16 protein-coding genes and 1 tRNA gene are annotated in these 17,469 nt (G+C 67.4%); 7 read left to right on the top strand and 10 right to left on the bottom strand.

All coding sequences use genetic code 11. The features are described from left to right. Positions 1 to 41 precede the first annotated feature (41 nt). On the bottom strand, positions 42 to 470 hold the full coding sequence (locus ACQP06_RS26195; protein WP_433667076.1) for a nitroreductase/quinone reductase family protein: 429 nt from the start codon (positions 468 to 470) through the stop codon (positions 42 to 44). A 132-nt stretch (positions 471 to 602) separates the two neighbouring features. On the opposite strand from ACQP06_RS26195, the gene ACQP06_RS26190 reads away from it, so the two are divergent. The 3 genes from ACQP06_RS26190 to ACQP06_RS26180 all read left to right on the top strand — a co-directional run bounded on the left by ACQP06_RS26190 (position 603) and on the right by ACQP06_RS26180 (position 2,669). Continuing rightward, the gene (locus ACQP06_RS26190) at positions 603 to 980 is read left to right on the top strand and encodes a DUF4234 domain-containing protein (protein WP_433667075.1); all 378 of its coding nucleotides are present in this window, start codon (positions 603 to 605) and stop codon (positions 978 to 980) included. A 72-nt stretch (positions 981 to 1,052) separates the two neighbouring features. Then, positions 1,053 to 1,126, top strand: a tRNA-Ile gene (locus tag ACQP06_RS26185). 697 nt (positions 1,127 to 1,823) lie between these two features. Then, the gene (locus tag ACQP06_RS26180) at positions 1,824 to 2,669 is read left to right on the top strand and encodes an MspA family porin (protein ID WP_433667074.1); all 846 of its coding nucleotides are present in this window, start codon (positions 1,824 to 1,826) and stop codon (positions 2,667 to 2,669) included. A gap of 460 nt (positions 2,670 to 3,129) precedes the next feature. Here ACQP06_RS26180 and ACQP06_RS26175 read toward each other — a convergent pair whose 3' ends face one another. From ACQP06_RS26175 to ACQP06_RS26160, 4 genes are all read right to left on the bottom strand, one after another. Beyond that, positions 3,130 to 6,375 carry a protein kinase domain-containing protein gene (locus tag ACQP06_RS26175; RefSeq protein WP_433667073.1) on the bottom strand — a complete coding sequence of 1,082 codons (3,246 nt, stop codon included), beginning with the start codon at positions 6,373 to 6,375 and terminating at the stop codon, positions 3,130 to 3,132. A 142-nt stretch (positions 6,376 to 6,517) separates the two neighbouring features. Then, a complete protein-coding gene (locus ACQP06_RS26170; RefSeq protein WP_083869469.1) occupies positions 6,518 to 6,751 on the bottom strand; it encodes a hypothetical protein in 234 nt (77 codons plus the stop codon). 70 nt (positions 6,752 to 6,821) lie between these two features. Next, positions 6,822 to 7,301: a hypothetical protein gene (locus tag ACQP06_RS26165; RefSeq protein ID WP_433667072.1), complete on the bottom strand. Its 480-nt coding sequence runs from the start codon at positions 7,299 to 7,301 to the stop codon at positions 6,822 to 6,824. A 250-nt stretch (positions 7,302 to 7,551) separates the two neighbouring features. Then, complete coding sequence (locus ACQP06_RS26160) at positions 7,552 to 8,388, bottom strand: NAD(P)H-binding protein (protein ID WP_433667071.1); 837 nt, start codon at positions 8,386 to 8,388, stop codon at positions 7,552 to 7,554. A gap of 172 nt (positions 8,389 to 8,560) precedes the next feature. Here ACQP06_RS26160 and ACQP06_RS26155 point away from each other — a divergent pair, with 172 nt between their 5' ends. The 4 genes from ACQP06_RS26155 to ACQP06_RS26140 all read left to right on the top strand — a co-directional run bounded on the left by ACQP06_RS26155 (position 8,561) and on the right by ACQP06_RS26140 (position 12,657). Beyond that, the gene (locus ACQP06_RS26155) at positions 8,561 to 10,024 is read left to right on the top strand and encodes an MFS transporter (RefSeq protein ID WP_433667070.1); all 1,464 of its coding nucleotides are present in this window, start codon (positions 8,561 to 8,563) and stop codon (positions 10,022 to 10,024) included. Between the two features lie 101 nt (positions 10,025 to 10,125). Continuing rightward, positions 10,126 to 11,544, top strand: coding sequence for an MFS transporter (locus ACQP06_RS26150; RefSeq protein ID WP_433667069.1), 1,419 nt, complete (start codon positions 10,126 to 10,128; stop codon positions 11,542 to 11,544). Between the two features lie 76 nt (positions 11,545 to 11,620). After that, positions 11,621 to 11,950, top strand: coding sequence for an ArsR/SmtB family transcription factor (locus ACQP06_RS26145; RefSeq protein WP_433667068.1), 330 nt, complete (start codon positions 11,621 to 11,623; stop codon positions 11,948 to 11,950). Continuing rightward, complete coding sequence (locus ACQP06_RS26140) at positions 11,950 to 12,657, top strand: cation transporter (protein WP_433667067.1); 708 nt, start codon at positions 11,950 to 11,952, stop codon at positions 12,655 to 12,657. The genes ACQP06_RS26145 and ACQP06_RS26140 overlap by 1 nt, the downstream gene beginning before the upstream one ends. Positions 12,658 to 12,703: 46 nt before the next feature. Here ACQP06_RS26140 and ACQP06_RS26135 read toward each other — a convergent pair whose 3' ends face one another. The 5 genes from ACQP06_RS26135 to ACQP06_RS26115 all read right to left on the bottom strand — a co-directional run bounded on the left by ACQP06_RS26135 (position 12,704) and on the right by ACQP06_RS26115 (position 17,448). Continuing rightward, a complete protein-coding gene (locus ACQP06_RS26135) occupies positions 12,704 to 13,924 on the bottom strand; it encodes a vWA domain-containing protein (protein WP_433667066.1) in 1,221 nt (406 codons plus the stop codon). After that, positions 13,921 to 15,144 carry an AAA family ATPase gene (locus ACQP06_RS26130; protein ID WP_433667065.1) on the bottom strand — a complete coding sequence of 408 codons (1,224 nt, stop codon included), beginning with the start codon at positions 15,142 to 15,144 and terminating at the stop codon, positions 13,921 to 13,923. Before ACQP06_RS26130 ends, ACQP06_RS26135 begins: the two co-directional genes overlap by 4 nt. A gap of 54 nt (positions 15,145 to 15,198) precedes the next feature. Then, positions 15,199 to 16,017: a hypothetical protein gene (locus ACQP06_RS26125; RefSeq protein WP_433667064.1), complete on the bottom strand. Its 819-nt coding sequence runs from the start codon at positions 16,015 to 16,017 to the stop codon at positions 15,199 to 15,201. A gap of 694 nt (positions 16,018 to 16,711) precedes the next feature. Further along, positions 16,712 to 16,948 carry a hypothetical protein gene (locus ACQP06_RS26120; protein WP_433667063.1) on the bottom strand — a complete coding sequence of 79 codons (237 nt, stop codon included), beginning with the start codon at positions 16,946 to 16,948 and terminating at the stop codon, positions 16,712 to 16,714. 89 nt (positions 16,949 to 17,037) lie between these two features. Then, a complete protein-coding gene (locus ACQP06_RS26115; RefSeq protein WP_433667062.1) occupies positions 17,038 to 17,448 on the bottom strand; it encodes a PaaI family thioesterase in 411 nt (136 codons plus the stop codon). Positions 17,449 to 17,469 lie beyond the last annotated feature (21 nt).

Genomic DNA, 17,469 nt, shown 5'->3' with positions numbered 1-17,469 from the left:
GTAGCCGACCCTTAGTCGCCGGTTCAACCCCAACGCGTGGGTCACCGGGGTGTGAGCACCACCACCGCGATCGGCCGCGACGTCATCGTCTGATACTGCGTATAGCGGCCCTTGTTCACTTTGTCGGCCAGCTGGAACCGGCGCGCGTAGTCCGGATCATTCGGATAAGTCGCGGTGGCCGTGACCGGAATCCGCTGGGTTCCGATCTGGATCACGCACTGCGGCCGGGCCTTCACATTCGCCAGCCAACCCGGCGGCCGCGGCGACCCGCCGTTGGAGGCCGTCACCAAGTAGTTCTTGCCGTCCTTGGCGTAGGTCAGCGCATTCGTGCGCTGCTGACCGGTCTTCCGCCCCAGTGTCCGCAGCAGCAGCGTCGGATTCCCGAACAACAACTTGTGCCCGATCACCCCGTGGCTGTTCTCATACATCCACTGGTGCGCCTTCAGCACGTTCCCGAACAGACTCGACATCCTGTGCCTCCCTGCCGTTGGTGGTCGCCTCAGATTAACGCTTCACGATCAGGTCACGATCCTGTGGATACGTTTCGGCGGCCGGTTCCCACCGGGACACGAAAATCGCACCACAACAAAAGGATTCACCCCATGACCACAGCCCTCGCCACACCGATCAAACCCCGCAACCCCGTGCTGGTGTGGCTGGTCTGGCCGCTGTTGACCCTCGGCATCTACTTCCTGGTCTGGTACTACAAGATCCACAAGGAGATGGCCGAACTCCGCCGCGACCCCGAAGCCCCCGTCGCCGGCCCCCTCCTGGTCATGATCCTGCTCTCCTGGACCGGCATCGCCGCCCTGATCAGCTTCTGGCGCACCGGCACCCGCATCAGCCAGTCCCAGCAAGCCGCAGGCCTCGAACCCACCTGCAACCCCCTCTACGGCTTCCTCCTCAACTTCGTCTTCGGCCTCGGCATCCTCTACTACCAGCTCAAACTCAACAAGATCGCCGACGGCCCCGCCGCCTGATAGGTCCGACTGGGCATCGCCCCCACCGAAGCGGTAGCATCTCGCGCAGCCCGCGGTGATCTCCAGCGGTCTGGGGCGGTAGCTCAGTCGGTTAGAGCCGTGGACTCATAATCCATTGGTCGCGGGTTCGAGCCCCGCCCGCCCCACAAACCCCTCTGACCAGGGGTTTTTGTCGTTTCTGGAGAGGTCTTCGCGACCGAGCTGAGGCGAAGGAACCGAGCCCAGAAGTCGATCCAGGTGTACCTGGTGCACATCGGCCACTTCGCCGATTACCTTCTCTCCGAGGCACTTCCGATCGAAGCACCCGAAATCACCCGCGACCACATCGACGGATACATCGAGACGTGGCTGTCGCGAACGAACCGGCGGACCGTTGAAGGACGACTTCGTGACCGAGCCGAGGCGGAAGAACCGAGTCTGTCGCGAAAGACTATCCCGACGAACAGGTCTGGCTGGTCAGTCGAAACGCCTGAACGCCCGGCGCGCTAGTTGTGTGTGCGTTGGAAGCCTATACCGGACTCTGCTGCGAGCACGGCTACCAGCGTCGATGGGCGTGGATTCTTGCCCATGTGGTTCGGTTCGAGCCGTAGGAGTCCGCTGTCGGCACCGCCGGATCGACTGTTCTGACCTTTACGGCGGGTATCGGCTCGTCGGCAGGAATTCCCTGGTCGACACGCCTTATCGCCGCATTGCTCCTCAGCCTGATATCTCCGATAGGCTCTATTGCCAGCCAACAGCGGCTGTTCCTGTGATATCGGACTCTGGAAGAAGCGCTAGCGCACATCTTCGAGAAAGGATCCAGGTTTGCGGCGTCTACTGATCGTCGCCGCGGCGGGCACGGCCGTGGCAACCCTGGGCGTGTGGGTCTGGGGTACCAACCTGGGCCGAGCCCAGCCGCCCGGCTCGGAGGTAACCGGTTCGGGAGTTCATCTGACGGCATCCGTCGACAGCGTCGGGGTGAATCTGCCTGGTAACCGGACTCCGAATTTCCTCATGACGTTCGCGCATGCCGCGCAGATGTCCGGTGATTACTCGGTCAATGTGGAGGGTGGCCCGATCACGTCCGGTCAAGCCGTCGCAGGGCTCATCCTCGGCTGCGGGATCAGTGTGGCCGGCGGCTTCACCGTCGGAATCGAGCCCAATCAAGGCTTGGTCGGTGCCCTTGCCCCGACCGTGAGCCCTGCGAGCCCTGTCAGCGCGCCGATTGCGACGGCCACTCCCGTGCCGACTACGTCCATCGCCTCCGTCATCACCCCCAGCACCATCACGCCCGGTACCCGCCCGGTCGGCTTCGCCATAACCACTACCGGCCCGGCCGCTGCCCCAACCACCCCGACGACCACGACGACCACGACGACCACGACAACTACGACAACCCCAACCGCTACCACCCCAACCAGTACCAGTCCACCCAGCATCGACCTCGGACCCAGTGTCGGTGGAGTACTGGGCCTGCTAGAGGTCTTGACGGCCACGTTGGGGCCCGGCCAGGTCACCGTCGCGACAACGGCGACGTCGGCCCTGGACGACACCACCGTGTTCCCGTACCGCATCTCTTTCGACAGCGCCGCGTTGAATGTCGCCCAATGCGCCTCGCCGGTGTCGGCCGTCCCCTTCGTTACGGCCACGGTGAGTACCGCGCGGGGGGTTGTACAGACCACCGCCTACGGCGATCAGTTCACCTTCTGAGGCCCGGAGCCGCTTCGAGAAGGGTTGGGGGTCAGCGAATCCGGAACACCGGTCCGCGGGGGCGGAACGGCAGCGCAGCGCCCGCAGGGATGCAGACACAGCATCGGCCTGCCCATCCCCTCGCCCCCACCGCAGCGGCCATGACATTGACGAGATCGGCATCCCCCAGCGACAGCAAGACCCGTGAATGGCCAAGCTGAGTGAGGCACTCGATCAACGTCTCCGGTCAATACACCTAGTCGTGGCTCCACGCCGTTGGATGGTCTTCGATGGACGCCAATAGATTATGGAAAAGCGCTCCATGACGTGCAGGTACTTTGCTGGTCCGCACAGAGCCGACAGCGATTGATCTCATAATCCATTGGTCGCGGGTTCGAGCCCCGCCCGCCCCACAGCACTCCTTCACCAGCAGACAATCTCCCCCGAAACCGAAGGACGACTTCGCAATCGATCTGCGGTCTCAGATGCCGAACGAGCGGTTGTCTCCGTGCTGGGCGGCCCAGGCGGCAATCTGTGCGCGCGAGGTGAATCCCAGTTTGGTCAGGATGTGTTCCACGTGCCCATCGGCTGTGCGTGGTGAGATCGCCAGCCGGGCGGCGATTGCCTTGTTGGTCAGACCCTGCGCAACGAGATCGGCAACCTGACGCTCTCGTTTGGTCAGGTCACCTTCCGAATGGGGTTCCGGTTCAACCGCTTTGGCTCGTTCCTCGAGCGCGAATTCCATCGCGGCATCGACAGTCATCGCGGTGCCTTCTTGGTGAGCCGCCTCGAATGCTTGCTCTCCGAGTGCTTCGCGGCTGCATTGGGTGCATTTCTCACGGTAGGCGAGCAAAGCGCGCAGCGTGGCCGTGGAGCCGCCGGCAAGACGGCCCAGCGAATCGGCGGCACCCAGCAGGACAGCGGCGCGCCGGACGTGGTGCTGCTCGGCCGCGATCCAGGCCAGCGTCTCCACACAGGTACCGATGATGAGAGGGTCCGCGGCCAGCCGGGCCGTTCGAATCCCGTCCTGCAGCAGGTGCGCAGCGCGGTCGGGTTCATGTCCTCGCCACACGGCGAATCCCGCTGCCCACAACTCCCACGGACGAAGCATCATCTCACCGGTGGATTCGGAGATCGTGAGTGCCTTGTCGAGGTACGCGAGAGCTTGCGCGGCGTCCCCCTGCAGGGCGTAGGCCCATCCGAGCGCAATCAGGGCATCCAACTGCAGCCAGAGGTTCCCGGATGCCTCGTAGGTGTCGACGGCCTCGGTGAGCACGGTTTCTGCGCGAGCCCGATCATCGTCACCGCCCTCGAGCCAGGTGATTGCCTCGACATGCTTGCACAAGGTTCTGACCAGCGGCTCGTCGGTCTGCTCGGCCAGGAGCTCGAGCTGCGTGATTCTGTCGGCGGCGGCCGACAGGTCACCCTGGAACCCTGCCAGCGTGATTGCGTCGTAGAGGCTCTTGGCCCGGTCGGCGGTCGGCGCGCCGGTCGTATGGTCGAGGGCACGCTCGCACCAGTGGCGCCCCTCGCTGAGCCGTCCGCGCGTTGTCCACAGAGGGAAGAGAGCGGAGGCGATCCGCAGTGCGGCATCGTTCGACTCGCTCACGCTGAGTTCCAGTGCGTCGCGCAGATTGGGTAGTTCCCTTTCCAATCGGGCAACCCACTGCAGCTGGTGCGGGCCGACGAATTCCGCCGCTGCTCGGAGCGCCAGCTGCTCGTACCAATCTCGATTCCGCCGAACGTATTCGAGGTGCCGTCCGCTTTCCACGGCCCGCTCCCGGCCGTATTCCTGGACTGTTTCGAGCATTCGGAAGCGAATCGTGCCGGCGGTTTCCTTGCGGATCAGAATCGACTTGTCCATCAGCCCGGACAGCCCGTCGTGTAATTCCGCCTCGGTCAGGTCGCAGACCTGTTCGGCGGCATCGAGTTCGAACCCGCCGGTGAACACCGACAGCTGGTTCCACAGCCGCTGCTCGACCGGGGTGCACAGGTCGTAGCTCCAGCCGATGCACCACCGCAAGGTCTGCTGCCGCTTCGGGGCAACACGGCTGCCGCCGGTCAGTAAGGAGTATCGGTCGTCGAGCCGGGACAGGATCTGCGCGGGCGACATCGTCATCAGGCGGGCCGCGGCCAGCTCGATCGCCAGCGGCAGGCCGTCGAGCCGTGCGCAGATGCGAGCGATGGTGTGCCTGTTGTCATCGGTGATCTCGAACCCCGGTGCGGCTGCGGCGGCGCGGTCGGCGAACAAGGCCAGCGCGTCGTAGCGTGCACGCGCCGACGGCTTGTCCGTCACGTCGGGAATCCCCAAGGGCGGCACCGCGAATACCGATTCCCCGCCTACGTTCAAGGCCTCGCGGCTGGTTGTCAGAATCCGCAGCTGTGGGCAGGTCTGCAGTAGTGACTTGGTCAGCTTCGTGACGGCCTCGATCACCTGCTCGCAGTTGTTCAGGATCAGCAGCAGAGTGCGTTCGGACAGCAGTTCCGCCATGACCTCGAGCATGGGGCGCGGGCTCTGATTCCGTAGGCCGAGGGTGGCGGCCACCACGTCGACCAGCAGTGTTTCATCGCGCAGATCACCCAACTCGACGACCCAGACGCCGTCGGCGAAATTGTGCTTCACTTTGCCGGCGACGTGCAGTGCGAGCCGTGATTTGCCGACTCCGCCCATGCCGGTCAGCGTCACCAGGCGCGACCCGGCCAGCAGATTCTTGACCTCGGTCACCTGGATCCGCCGACCGACGAAGCTGGTGAGCTCGAGTGGGAGATTTCCGATGCCGTTCCCCACCGCGGGCATCGACGACACCGCCGATGGACGGGCGGCTCCGGGTTCGGCCGGCAGTGCCATCGTGTCTACGGCGAATCCGTGCTCGCGCTCGATCTCCTGGAGTCGCCGACCCAATTCCACGGCGGTCGGTCGGTCTTGCGGGTCGCGTGCCATCGCCGCCTCGATCACCGCGGACAGGTCGTCGGGGATGCCGCTCTCGCGCAGATCCGGGATCGGTTGCTCGGTGATTCGCACGAAGTGCGCGAGAAGTTGCTCGCCGCTTCGGCGTTCGAAGGCGACGTGGCCGGTCAGGGCGCAGAACAGGGTAGCGCCGAGCCCGTAAACATCCGAGGCCCGGCTCGGGGCTTCCCCGCCGAGTATCTCGGGCGCGGTGAACGCCGGTGAACCGGTGATCATGCCGGTCGCGGTCTCGAACCCACCGGCGATATGGGCGATCCCGAAGTCGGTCAACACCGGTTCGCCGTAGTCGGTCAGCAGAATGTTCCCTGGCTTGATGTCGCGATGCAGCACGTCCGCCCGATGCGCCGTTTCCAGCGCCCCGGCGATCCTCACCGCCAGGTGCAGTACGTCTGGCAGCGACAGTGGGCCGTCTCGCCGGATACGGGCATCGAGGGAGCCGCGCGAGTAGTAGGGCATCACCAGGTATGGAAGGTCGCCCGAGGTCTGACCCACCTCCAGCATGTCGGCGATATTGGGGTGCCCGGTCAGCTGCCCCATCGCGCGCTGCTCGCGGAGGAAACGTTCCCGATCATCGTCGAGCTCACCGGTGAGCACCTTCACCGCGACCGTACGGTCCACAGCGAGCTCGGTACACCGATATACCTGGCCGAACCCGCCGCGGCCGATCTCTTCCGCATCGTCGAAACCGGCAGCGTGCAGTTCCGTGATGACATCGCTACCCGCATCACGCTGTGTCTGGAATTGATCGCTTTCGGCCATCGCGTGCTCGTGCCTCGTACTCAGCGGCCACTTGCCAGGGTATCCCTGTGGCCCTTTGCCCCGCCCGCCCCACAACCGCCACGGTGCGCAGTCCGAAATGCCGAAGCACCGCAGGGGTGTTCGGCATTCCGGACCGCCCGTTTCAGATGTGGTCGACCAGGCCTATGGCACCCTCGGACACGGCGCAGTGCACGCAGCAGAAGAATCTGCCCTCGGACTCCACGCCGTGTCCGATGATCTTGCAATTGCAGTGCTCGCAGATGGGTGCCATACGGTGGATCGCACATTCGAAGCAGTCGAAGACGTGCCGCACTCCCTGAGCTTCGACGACGATCGGCATGGCGTAATCGTTACCGCAAACCTCGCATGCGCTCATTGACCGCACGCTACTCCGTGGGGCCGGTCCGGTGTTCCGGGTTCCGGCTTATGTGCCCCTCACCAGGGGCTCAAGGAGTGGTGAACGTTCCGAGTCCCGAGGACACGTTGGCGGCGACGCCGCCGGCGGTCACGATCGCGGCGATCCGGCCCGGTCCGGTGTTCACCGACACCGGGACCGGGGCGCAGTCGCAGGGCTGCTCCGCGGTCTCGCGAACGTCCATGTCGACGATGCCCGCCGCTCCGGTCGACAGGTTCGCCCACCAGATCCGGGCGGGCGAATCGAGCGGGTGCTTGCCGTCGAACGGCGGCGGGTTGGCGACACCGAAGGTGGTGACTCCGGGTTCGTTGCCGACGGTCGCCGTCAGGAAGATCGTGAATGATGCTGGGACACCCCATGATTGGGATACCTCCAGCAGCGGGAGTTGGAACGTGGTCGTCTCGGCGGCGTGCGCGACGGCGTGCTGTTCCAGAACCAACGCACCGGCCACCACACCCGCGAAACCCAGCCTGCCGACCATGCCGGCCCGCTGAACCACCTTGCTCGTCACTAGCCCTCCTCACTGTTGATTCCTGCATGTGCATCTGATTCCTGCATGTTGCATCGAGTGATTTCTGCGTGCATCGAGATCGGCGGTGCGATGACGATCGATCACGCGATCGCCGGATCGGCAAGGCCGACATCCGCAAGCGCAGCGACGCCGGTCCATTCACCAGGGCGCCGTGATCGAGCACCTTGCCATCAAGGAACCCAAGATGCGATTTTCACCGCATCGAACCGCGCGTCGCTGCGCGTGTCGCTCAGGAGAAGTCAGCGAGGTGGTCGGCTGCCCAATCGGCGTAGGTGCGGGGAGCGTGGCCGGTGAGGTCTTCGATGACGGTATTGAGTGCGGCGGGCTTGCCGACGGTTTCGGCCATCAGGTCGAACAGGGCGTTGATGAAGGCCGGGTCCATGAACTGGGCCATCTGGGCGCGGACCGGGGCGTCGTCGAGTTCCTCGAAGGTGAGGGGACGGTCGAGGGCCGCGGCCAGGATCCCGACCTGCTCGGTCTGGGTGAGGGACTGCGGGCCGGTCAGGTCGTAGGTCTTTCCGGCGTGGCCGCCGGGCAGTACCGCGGCGGCCACCTCGGCCACATCGTTCTCGTGGACCACCGACGCGGCGGCCTGGCCGTAGGCGGCGCGGATGACGTCGCCGCCGGCCAGTTGCATGGCGAAGGTCAGGGAGTTGATGGCCGGGAACAGCAGGCGCAGGAACGTCCATTCGATGCCGGACGCCTCGATCGCGGCTTCGACGTCGCGGTGGTACCGGGCGATCACGTCGGGCTGGGCCTGCGCGCCGTCGACCACCGCGCCCGAGGACAGGAAGACGATGCGCCGCACTCCGGCGCGGCGGGCGGCGGCCAGCAGGGGAGCGACCTCCATGTCGTAGGGGAGCACCAGGAAGATCGCCTCGACGCCTGAAACCGCTTCGGCCAGAGCGTCTTCGGAGGTGAGGTCGCCTGCGGTCACCTGGGCGGCCGCGGGCAGCCCGGCGGTCTCGGGGCGGCGGGTCAGAGCCCGTACCGGCAGGCCCGCGGTCAGCAGGGCGTCCACGGCCTGACGGCCGAAGTGAGCGGTGGCGCCGACGACGAGGTACATGGGTTCTTCCCTTCGGATCAGCGACCCGGGTCGGTCGCATGCGGCGACAGTATCAGAACGGAATGTTCTATTCCAATTCAATTTCACGCTTGATCCGGGCGGAGCCCTCTGGTTCACTGTAACGGAACAGATCATTCCGTTCTGATTAGGCAATCGGCGTCAGGAGACAGCCATGACCGTCACGGTCGACCATCCGCCCCTCGAAACCTCCACGATCACAACCGATTCCGCCGGACCGTTGCCGCGGCGGTGGTGGGGGCTGCTCGCCATCCTGGCCGCGACCCTGCTGAATCTGCTGGACGCCACCATCGTGAACGTGGCCGCGCCCGCCATTCGCGGCGAGCTCGGCGGGTCGGCGGCGACCGTGCAGTGGCTCAGCGCGGGATACACCCTGGCCATGGCGATCGGGCTGCTGACCGGCGGGCGGCTCGGCGACATGTACGGGCGCAAGCGGGTGCTCATGATCGGGCTCGCCGGATTCCTGATCGCGTCGCTGCTGTGCGGGGCCGCCGGGTCCATCGAACTGCTGCTGGCCGGACGGGTGGTGCAGGGCTCGTTCGCGGCGGTCATGGTGCCGCAGTGCTTCGGTCTCATCCGCGATCTGTTCGGACGCGAATTCGGTAAGGCCTACGCGGCTTTCGGGCCGCTCATCGGCGTCGCCACCATCGCCGGGCCGATCGTCGCGGGACTGCTCATCGACGCCGACCTGCTCGGCAGCGGGTGGCGTGCCATCTTCCTGATGAACCTGCCGCTGGGCGTGGTGGCGCTGGCATTGGGCGCGTGGATCCTGCCCGCCGCCGCCCCGCTGCCGGGTCTGACCTTGGACCTGCGCGGTGCGATCGTGGCCGGCGCCGGTTTGGGCATGCTGCTGTACCCGCTGGTCGAGGGGCGCGCGGCCGGGTGGCCGAGCTGGATGATCGCCATGGCGATCGCGTCCATTCCGGTACTCGGACTGTTCGCCCTGGATCAGGTGCGCCGCTCCCGCGCCGGGCAGGCCGCGCTCATCGAGACCAGTGTGTTCGCCAAGCGTTCCTACACCTCCGGCATCGGCTTCATCACCGTGTTCTTCGGCGGCGTCGGCGGATTCTCGCTGGCGGTCGGGCTGTTCCTGCAAATGGGTCTCGGCTTCAGCGCGCTGCGGGCCAGTTTGACCATGGCGCCCTGGGCAATCGGCGCGTTTCTCGGGTCCGGAGTCAGCGCGGGCCTGGCGCCCAAGCTCGGCCGCAAGGTGCTGCACCTGGGCCTGGGCGGGATGCTGCTCGGCCTGATCGCCCTGTTCTGCCAGTTCAGTTCGGCAGCTACGCCGACCGCGCTCGCTCTGGCCCCGGCGCTGCTGGCGTACGGGCTCGGGATGGGCATGATCTTCGTGCCGCTGTTCGGCATCATCGTCGGCGAGCTCGATGATCACGAAATCGGTTCGGCCTCAGGGCTGCTGGAGTCCTTCCAGCAGGGCGCGGCGGCGCTCGGTGTTGCCATTCTCGGCACGGTGTTCTTCAGCGGCTTCGCGCTCGGCGACGGCCCGGCGGTCGCGGTGACCGCCATCCGCGCCGTCACCGGGGTGGCGATCGCGCTCACCGTGGCTTCCTTCGCGGTGGTGTACGGCCTGCCGAAACAGGCCGCCGCGCAACCGCACTGATCGCGCATTGCCCATAGGCCCGCCCCGGCATCCGTCGGGGCGGGCCTTCGTTCAGTCACCTGACTTGATGCAACCATAGTCAGCATCTACGGTATCTAACTATGGTTGAAACAAGTCAGGTGGATTCTGCTGCGCAACAGACGCGGAATCGTTCGGATCTCGTTCTGCTGGTGCTGTGTTCGGCGGCCTTCATGGCGATGCTCGATACCTTCATCGTCAATGTCGCCTTCGAGGCGATCGGGGAGGGCTATCCCGGGTCGACATTGTCGGATCTGAGCTGGGTCCTGAATGGGTACACGATCGTGTATGCCGCGCTGCTGATTCCCGCCGGGCGGCTGGCCGATCGGTTCGGGCGCAAGCGGGGATTCCTCATCGGCCTCGCGGTTTTCACGCTCGCCAGCGTGGCGTGCGCCCTCGCCCCGACCTTGTGGTGGCTCATCGGATTCCGGGTATTGCAGGCCGCCGGCGCCGCGGTGCTGACGCCGACCAGCCTGGGGCTGCTGCTGACCGTGCTGCCGGTGGAACGGCGCGCCGGGGCGGTGAAGATCTGGGCCACCTCGACCTCCCTCGCCGCCGCGATCGGGCCGGTGATCGGGGGTGCGCTGGTGAAGGTGTCGTGGCAGTGGGTGTTCCTGGTCAATGTGCCGGTCGGCGTGATCGCGCTCATCGGCGCGCTGGCACTGCTGCCGGATACCAAAGGCGAGACGGTGGAACGGATTCCGGATCTACTGGGCGCGCTGATTCTCGCCATCGGACTAGGCGCGCTGGCGCTCGCGCTGGTGAAGGGCCAGGAATGGGGTTGGTCGGGGAGTTCGACGCTCATCGCCTTCGCGGCGGCCGCCATTGCCGCGGCGCTGGTGATCGCCCGAGTGCTCACCCACGCGTCGCCCATCATCGATCCGGCCCTGATGAAGGTTCGAACCTTCTTCTGGGCCAATGTGACCGCCCTGCTGTTCTGCACCGCCTTCGGTGCGGTGCTGCCCAGCGTCGTGCTACGGCTCGAGGGCGGCGCGGGGTACAGCGCCCTGGCCACCGGGCTCGCGGTGGCTCCCGGCCCGCTGATGGTGCCTGTGTTCGCCGCGGTGGGGCAGCGCCTGACCGGGCGCGGCTGGTCGGCCGGTTATCTTGTGGCCCTGGGTAATTCGTTGGTCTGCCTGGGCGCGTTGGTCTTGGCTCTGAGCGCCCGGACCGAGGTCGACTACCTGACCCAGGTACTGCCCGGTTGGTTGATCATCGGTGTGGGCGTCGGCTTCTCGTTGCCCAGCCTGCTGGCCTCCGCCACGGTGGATCTGCCGCCCGCCCGGGTCTCGACCGGCAGCGGCATCGTGAACACCAGCCGCCAGCTCGGCTACGTCCTCGGTGTCGCCATGCTGGTCGCCCTGCTCGGTACGCTCACCACCTCCGAGGGTGACTCGCTCGACAGGTTCACGCACTCATGGTGGGCGATCGCGTCGGTGGCTCTGCTCAGTGTGCTGACCGCGCTCGGCATCACGGCGCGGCGTGCCTCGACCGGTTCGTGAGACAGGTTGCCGAATGGGCGGCTCCCCCTAATGGTTCATCGTTTTCTGAATACAGATTCTGATGTACTGTCTGGGTATGGACGCCCTGCTGCACCGTGATGCGCTTGCCCGGTTCGGGCATGCTTTGTCGGATCCGACGCGGACCCGGATTCTGTTGAGTTTGCGGCGGGAGCCGAGCTATCCGTCGGAGTTGGCGGAGCGGATCGGGGTGTCTCGGCAGATTCTGTCGAATCATCTTGCGTGCCTGCGGGGTTGCGGACTCGTCGTCGCGGTGCCGGAGGGGCGGCGGGCGCGGTATGAGTTGGCGGATGCGCGGATCGGGCGGGCGCTGGATGATCTGACCGGGCTGGTGTTGGCGGTCGATCCCGCGTGTTGTGCGGCGGCCGAGGCCGAGGGGTGCTGTTGATGTCGGCGTCGCTGGGGATGCCGTCCGCTGGGGTGGTGGGGCCTTCGGCGGAGCGGAGGGCGGTGCTGGCGAGTCGGATTCGCTGGTTCGTGGCGGCGACCATCGGCTACAACGTGGTCGAGGCGATCGTCGCGCTGAGTGAGGGCACCCGGGCGTCGTCGACGGCGTTGATCGGGTTCGGTCTGGACTCGGTGATCGAAGTGTCCTCGGCCGCGGCGGTCGCGTGGCAGTTCGCGGGCCGGGATCCGGAGCGGCGGGAGCGGACCGCGTTGCGGATCATCGCGTTCTCGTTCTTCGCGCTGGCCATGTACGTCACGGTCGACTCGGTGCGCGGGCTGGCCGGTGCGGGGGAGGCTCGGCACTCGCCGATCGGGATCGCGCTGGCGGCGGTGAGTCTGGCGGTGATGCCGGTGCTGTCGTGGGCGCAGCGCCGGGCCGGGCGGGAACTCGGGTCGGCCTCCGCGGTGGCCGATTCGAAGCAGACGCTGCTGTGCACCTATCTGTCCGCGGTATTGCTGGTCGGACTGGTGGTCAACACTGCGTTCGGCTGGTCGTGGGCCGACCCGATCGCCGCTCTCGTCATCGCCGTCATCGCGGTGAAGGAAGGTGTCAACGCGTGGCGCGGTGACACCTGCTGCCCGTCCCCGGCCGCGCTCGGAGCAGGCGCCCGAGCGGCGGACCGTGAGTGCGACTGCTGCGAGGACTGAATCCGATTGCGCGGCGGCGTTGTTCGACCTGCCGCCGCCACGAATGTCAGCCGATCTCGACGACACGGGCCCACGATGGGGGCTTGTCGGGGACGAAGCCCGTGTCGTCCGCGGTCCAGGTGATGGGGCGGCGGAAGAGTCCGACCACGGTTCGAGCGGACGGACACTGCTTGGGCCAGGGGGTTTGGCCGTCGGTGAGGACCACCAGGACATCCGGGCGGGGTTGGGCGCGTGCGGCTTTAGCGAAACCCGCACAGAGGTCGGTGCCGCCACCGCCGATCAACGGAATGCTCTCGGACTGGCAGAACGGGCCCGCGATGTGCGCCGCGGCATCGCAGGAGATGACGGTCAGGAGGTCCTTTCGGCCGCCCAGAGTCCGGGCTATGGCGGCGGTTTCCACTAGGGCGCTGCCCAGTTCGGTGTCGCTCACCGAGCCCGAGGTGTCGATGATGACGGTGACGCGGGGTGGGGTGCGGCGCAGGGTCGGGAGAATGGTTCGGGGGAGGGCGGTGGCGCGGCGCGACGGTCGCGAGTAGGTGTGGGTTGCGCCGAGGCCGGGCGCGGAGGCGGCGGAGCGGAGGGCCGCGCCGAGGAGGTCTCGCCAGGGCTGGGGTGGGTGGAGGGCGCGGTCGGCCCAGCGACGCCAGCCTTCGGGGGCGTCGCCGGGCTGGCCGACAATACCTTGGGCGACACGGAATTTGACGGCGTCCCGTTGCTGGTCGGTCAAGCCGTCGGCATCGCCCGGGCCCAGATCCCACTCGCGGTCGAGACCGTCGGCGCCGCTGCCGCAGTCGAGCCAGGCCAGGTGCTGGGCGTCGACGGTGAGCCGGAACTGGTGGAGGTAGTCCTCCATGAGCTCGCCCGGGGACAGCCCGAGGGTGGCCGGGGTGACCGCGTCCTCGGGCTGGATCAGGCCGTCGCCGAACGCGTCGTCGTTGATCTCGGCGTCGGCGGCGATGTTCATGCGGAGGCGTTCGGCGGGGCCGGACAGGTTGTGGGCCTGGGCGAAACGATCGCTGCGGCCGTGGTGGTCGCGGAGGAGATGGGAAACCTCGTGCACGAGAATCGACGCCAGATTCTCGACCGGGGTGTGGTCGACGAAGGCGGGGGAGACGTAGCAGCGCCAGTAGCGGTCGACGGCCATGGTGGGGACCCGGCGGGATTCGACGATGTTCAGGGCGTAGAGGGCCGTGGCCAGGTAGGGCCGGGCGCGGACGGCCAGCAGGCGGGCGGCGAAGAGCTTCTCGGAGTCCAGGATCGGGGTCATCGGCCCACCTGCGCGGTGACGCGGGCGGCGGCGCGGTCCGCGCCCTGGGAGACCGAGACCATGCCGGTGAGGCGCTCGATCGAGGCGGGCACGTCCCAGGTTTCGTGGCGCAGACTCGCGAGGGTGGTGGCCGGAACGACCACCAGGTCGGGCGCGCCGGTTTCGGCGGCCTTCGCCAGCAGCGCCCAGGCGGCGTCCCAGCGGGCCTTGGTGCGGCGGCTGCGCACGGCCGCCACCACGGCGTCGAGCGCCGCCTGCCGTAGGTCGCCGCGAGTCGGCAGGTCGGCGGCGTCGGGATCGGCGAGCAACAGCTCGGGATCCGGGAGATCCATGCGGTCGATGCTGGTGAGCAGCTCGAACCCGGGGCCGTCGCCGACCGAGCCACGGACCAGCAGCGACAGCACGTCACGGCCGGCCCCCGCGGCGGTGGCGAAGGCGATGAGCCGCACCGTCATCTCCCAACTGCGCGGCGACGGCCACGCGCCGCCCCGACGAGCCTCGCTGCTGGGCAGCTGGTGCACGAGCTTCGGGCGGCCCGAGAGCAGGCCGCACACCGCGCGACGGGCGAAATCGACTGCCTCCGGGAACTTCTCGGGATCGAGCGTGGGCAGCGTCGCGTACGGCCACGTCCCGCCGAGACCGCGCACCACCACCTCATGGTCGTGCACCCAGTTCAGGTGGACGAAACGGTTGGCCAGCGGCGGGCTCAACTCCCAGCCGTCGGCCGCCGAGGACCGCGGGTTGGCGGCGGCCACGATCCGGACGCCCGGCGGCAGTCGCAGGGTGCCGATCCGGCGTTCCAGCACCAGGCGGAGCAGGGCGGCCTGGACGGCGGGCGGCGCGGTGGACAGCTCGTCCAGGAACAGCAGGCCACGCCCGGCGCGCACCAGGCGGACCGCCCACTCCGGCGGGGCCATGGGGACACCCTGGGTGGCGGGATCGTCGCCGATGATCGGCAGGCCCGAGAAGTCCGACGGTTCGTGCACGCTGGCGATCACCGTGGTCAGCGGGAGGTCGAGGGCGTCCGAGAGTTGGGTCAGGGCCGCGGTTTTGCCGATGCCCGGCTCGCCCCACAGGAGAACCGGCAGGTCGGCGGCCACGGCCAGGGTGAGGGCTTCGAGCTGAAGATTGGGCCGGGGCTCGGTGGCGACATCGCCCAGCAGGGTCAGCAGGTCGCCCGCGATGGCGAGTTGGGAGTCGGAATGGGCTTCAGTAGACATGCGTGAATCACCTTGGGAGTTCAGAGGAATGGGGAAAGGTGCGACGCCCGCGGATCAGCGGGAGGTCGCGTTTCGTGGATGGGCGCGGTGCGTCGGCCGAGGAATGCAAGGGAACGGCTTGGACAGGCCGGATCGGAACAGGCCGTAGGTGATCCGTTGCCGCGCGGCCGCCTCCAGCTCGTCGCGCAGCGCGCCCTCGCGGAGCAACGCGTCGGGACCCAGAGCGCGCTCGACAACGGTCAGTGCACCGGCGGTGTCGCCGTGCATCAACCGTTCCCGGACATCGGACAGCCAGTCCGGTCGCCGGTGCGCCCGGTCGATCGCCTGCAGACACGGCAGGGGAGTGCCGGTCAGGGCGACCAGCAGCTCCTCCCGCCGGACCTCGGCGGGAGCGTGATCCAGGGCAGTCAGCACCCCGTCCACCAGTGCCACCCGATGCAGCTCGCCGCGGCACTCCACCAACAGCGTCCGACCGTCCTGATTTGTGCCACCGGAGGTTTCGGACCTCGAATGGCCCGGCTCCAGCGCCGACGCGACCAGTGGATGCAGCCGATCGGCCGTGATCGCACCCGCGCGCAACAACTCCAGATCGGGCAGCACCCAGGTCGCGGCATCGGGCAGCACAGGTAGCCCGGACATCTCGCCGCGTGGATATCGCTCGGCGATTCGCACATCGGGCGGATCACCTGCGTGCGAAGGCAATTCGAGAACGATCCGCCGCCGAACCCCGGCCCGCACGAGCACCTGGCCGCCGGTATTCCCTTCGGCGCGCAGGAGAATCCCGGCCTCGTCGGCCCACCGGTCCACGGCGCAACCGGGTGGGGCCGCGCCCGAGAGTTGGGTCTCGATTTCGTTCGGGCTGTCGAGTCGCACTGCCCCGGAACGTATTCGGAGCTCGTCGCTACGAAGCGAATCCCACAGGTGGCGATGAAGATCGAGCCGATACCGCCGGTCCGGACGGGGATGCGGATGCAAGGTGCCCACGTCCCGGTCACCGGATCCGTCCCACAGCGCGAGACTCACCCGCTGACCGGCATCTGCCCACGCGGGAGCGGTCCGCACCACCAGATGAACCGAATCGGCTCCGCCGCAGCCACTTCCGTACTCGTCGCCGCCGTACCGAGCCAGCGACATCGTCAGCCCGGGCCGCAGCAATCCGTCAGGAGCGACCCGGGGCAGATGCCAGCGCAGCAGATCCGGTGCCAGACTTCGCAGATCGTCTCGAACGCGAGCGGCAAGCCCTCGTCCATGGACGCGGGCCACGGCCCGCAGATCGATATCCACATCGAAACCCGCTGCGGCACAAGCCCCAGCCCAATCCCCGGCACGACGCCGAGTGGTAGCGGTCTCGATCATGGAGGGCGGCACGGCGAGCTCCCGCACGCGCAGCCAGAATGAATGTCGGGAAGTCGTCCCGTTCGCGGTGGATGGGTGCATCAGCACTCACCAGAAGCGAACGAGACCCCCAATCGTGGATTGGAATGAGTAATCATCGAGCCGATCATAACGCCCCACCCCGATCCGGGCCACCCGGCCGGATCGAGGAGTGATCGGCATCCACTCGGGATCAGATGACGGTGCAGTCGGACGGGGGAGCGGTTTCGGCGGCGGAGCTGGTCATGGTGCCGCCCTTCAGCTGGCACAACAGCGTCTGGAGTCCGAGGCCGACCACAGTGCCCGAGCCCGAGGCGGAGCCGCTGTCGGCGACGGGGGTGGCGGGCTCGGGCGCCGCGGCGGCGGTGGCGGCCAACGGGCCGAGGGCGAGAAGTGTGCTGGTGGAGGCTGCGGCGATGAATCGGTTCACGGAGGGTCCCTTTCGACGGGACGAACAGTAGTTGCGGTCGTTCCGTTTGGAACGACCGCAACTTTGGGGGCATCGCGTCGACAGCCGGGCTAGAGCACCGCCTGGGTCTGGGTCACCTTGGCGACGAGAGCGCCCGCGTCATCGCGGATCTCGGTCTCCACGACGATGAAGCTCCGGCCGGTGTGCAGCGGCGTGGCGGTGGCGGTGGCGTGACCGGACCGCAGGGCGCGCACGAAGTTCGTTTTCGACTCCACGGTGGTCGTACCCTGCTTGCCCGCCGGGAGATTCAGGTACGCGCACACCGCCGCGGTGGCGTCGGCCAGCGCCATCAGCGCGCCGCCGTGCAGGGAACCGCCCAGCGTGCACAGGTTCTCGCGCCAAGGCAGCCGGCTGCGCACGAGTTCCGGGCCGCAGTCGAGAACCTGCACGCCGAGGCTCTCGGTGAACGGCATGGTGGCGAACAACTGGGGGCCGATCGGGTCGGCGGAGATGTCGGTCATGGGATCGACTGTGCCCGCCGC

Source organism: Nocardia sp. CA-136227 (genome assembly GCF_050955695.1).
In the GTDB taxonomy this organism is placed as follows: domain Bacteria; phylum Actinomycetota; class Actinomycetes; order Mycobacteriales; family Mycobacteriaceae; genus Nocardia.
Note: the sequence above shows the minus strand (reverse complement) of the source record. Positions and strands in the feature narration are given on the sequence as shown.

Coding starts and splice junctions, on each gene's coding strand:
- ACQP06_RS26155 (WP_433667070.1), top strand. CDS start 8,561: ATGACCGTCACGGTCGACCATCCGCCCCTCGAAACCTCCACGATCACA.
- ACQP06_RS26175 (WP_433667073.1), bottom strand. CDS start 6,375: ATGGCCGAAAGCGATCAATTCCAGACACAGCGTGATGCGGGTAGCGAT.
- ACQP06_RS26160 (WP_433667071.1), bottom strand. CDS start 8,388: ATGTACCTCGTCGTCGGCGCCACCGCTCACTTCGGCCGTCAGGCCGTG.
- ACQP06_RS26195 (WP_433667076.1), bottom strand. CDS start 470: ATGTCGAGTCTGTTCGGGAACGTGCTGAAGGCGCACCAGTGGATGTAT.
- ACQP06_RS26145 (WP_433667068.1), top strand. CDS start 11,621: ATGGACGCCCTGCTGCACCGTGATGCGCTTGCCCGGTTCGGGCATGCT.
- ACQP06_RS26135 (WP_433667066.1), bottom strand. CDS start 13,924: ATGACCCCGATCCTGGACTCCGAGAAGCTCTTCGCCGCCCGCCTGCTG.
- ACQP06_RS26150 (WP_433667069.1), top strand. CDS start 10,126: ATGGTTGAAACAAGTCAGGTGGATTCTGCTGCGCAACAGACGCGGAAT.
- ACQP06_RS26115 (WP_433667062.1), bottom strand. CDS start 17,448: ATGACCGACATCTCCGCCGACCCGATCGGCCCCCAGTTGTTCGCCACC.
- ACQP06_RS26130 (WP_433667065.1), bottom strand. CDS start 15,144: ATGTCTACTGAAGCCCATTCCGACTCCCAACTCGCCATCGCGGGCGAC.
- ACQP06_RS26170 (WP_083869469.1), bottom strand. CDS start 6,751: ATGAGCGCATGCGAGGTTTGCGGTAACGATTACGCCATGCCGATCGTC.
- ACQP06_RS26140 (WP_433667067.1), top strand. CDS start 11,950: ATGTCGGCGTCGCTGGGGATGCCGTCCGCTGGGGTGGTGGGGCCTTCG.
- ACQP06_RS26190 (WP_433667075.1), top strand. CDS start 603: ATGACCACAGCCCTCGCCACACCGATCAAACCCCGCAACCCCGTGCTG.